At 39.1% G+C, this 1,405-nt stretch carries 1 protein-coding gene; it reads right to left on the minus strand.

All coding sequences use genetic code 11. The features are described from left to right. Positions 1-75: 75 nt before the first annotated feature. Positions 76-999, minus strand: coding sequence for a glycosyltransferase (locus F6K49_RS49170; protein ID WP_293084182.1), 924 nt, complete (start codon positions 997-999; stop codon positions 76-78). Positions 1,000-1,405: the final 406 nt, after the last annotated feature.

Raw genomic sequence — 1,405 nt, forward strand, 5'->3', positions numbered from 1 at the left:
TCTACGGTGCGCTTTCCGTTGGCGAATTAAATTCGCCACGGGTCGCACCGCTCCCTACTCCCTACTCCCTACTCCCTACTCCCTACTCCCTGTTCCCTGTTCCCTGTTCCCTGCTCCCTTTGCTATAATCCTATATCCTACTATAAGACACACATATTGTAATGTTGACAATAGTTGATTTATCAAACCGGGTTTATTGGGAATAAAAGGTTGAGGAGTTAAGTCAATGGAATATAGCTGACTGACTAGTTTGTTGCCTTTTCCATATCTGATAAATCTTTTAATAAATCCGATAATGCCGTGAGTGAAATCATGATAGACAATTGATTCCCAACTATAGGATAAGTTGCCAATTTCTAATAACCTAAACCCTAAATCTATATCTTCACCGGCAGCGATTTTAATAATTTCGTTAAAACCACCGATTTTTTCAAGTGCTTTTTTCCACACTAGGGCATTGGCTGTAATTAAATATTCCGGTCTGAGCATCTGGCCATCTTCAATAACTTTTAATGGTACAAGTATTTCTTGAGTTTCATAATAGTTTGACAATACATCATTGCTCCAGGCTTTAACATTACCTGCATATCCGATGGAGCCATTCATGGCATTAAGATAGCCTGTGATTAAGGATTCTGAAGGAATACAGTCACTATCGGTAAATAAAATCCAATCTCCTTGAGCAGACTTTATTCCCATATTTCTGGCAGATGCCGGTCCAATTTTTGAGCATTTTATGACTCTTATTGAAAGGGGAGCAACTTGAAACTGTTTAGGGATAGTAATCTCTGGCTTTGATTGATTATCAACGATAATGATTTCTTGTGGATAGCTTTCTAGGTTCTGGGTTTTGAAAAATTCTGACAAAAATAATTCAATTCCTTTCTGATTATTCCTGACGGGAATAACTATCGATATATCAGAGGGTTTAATGGTTACTGGTGCAATTAAATGAGCTTGCTTTTGTGGCTTAAACCCCAATTTACTGATTAAGGTCATAGGATTGGCTGAATTTTATCCTTCAGAGGTTTTAGAGGATGTTTGAAAAGTCGGTTGGGCAGTAAAAAAACTCTCTCAGTGTAAAAATTATCGGCTCTTCCGTACTTGTTATGCTAAATTAACACTTTGCCAAAGGGAGCAGGGAGCAGGGACTTCGGAGCAGGAGGAAGAGGCCGCTATATTGGAAAAATTTCTTGTTAAATAGCCTCATAACCCTTACACAGTCAGCTTTTTGGGGGTTTTTAACTATAAATTTAGCCTAGTAGGTACTGAAGAACCAAATTATCAAAATACAAGCACCGAGAGAGACACATGAGTAAAGTTTACCCTAGTGACCATTCGCCGCATCCAGTATGAATTCCTTAGTGACCATTATCCTCCAGCCAAACCTGGTGGTCGCCACCGC

It is taken from the genome of Moorena sp. SIO3I6 (genome assembly GCF_010672095.1).

What these genes read in the sequence shown, in the direction of transcription:
- F6K49_RS49170 (WP_293084182.1), bottom strand. Translation starts at nt 999, where the DNA reads ATGACCTTAATCAGTAAATTGGGGTTTAAGCCACAAAAGCAAGCTCAT.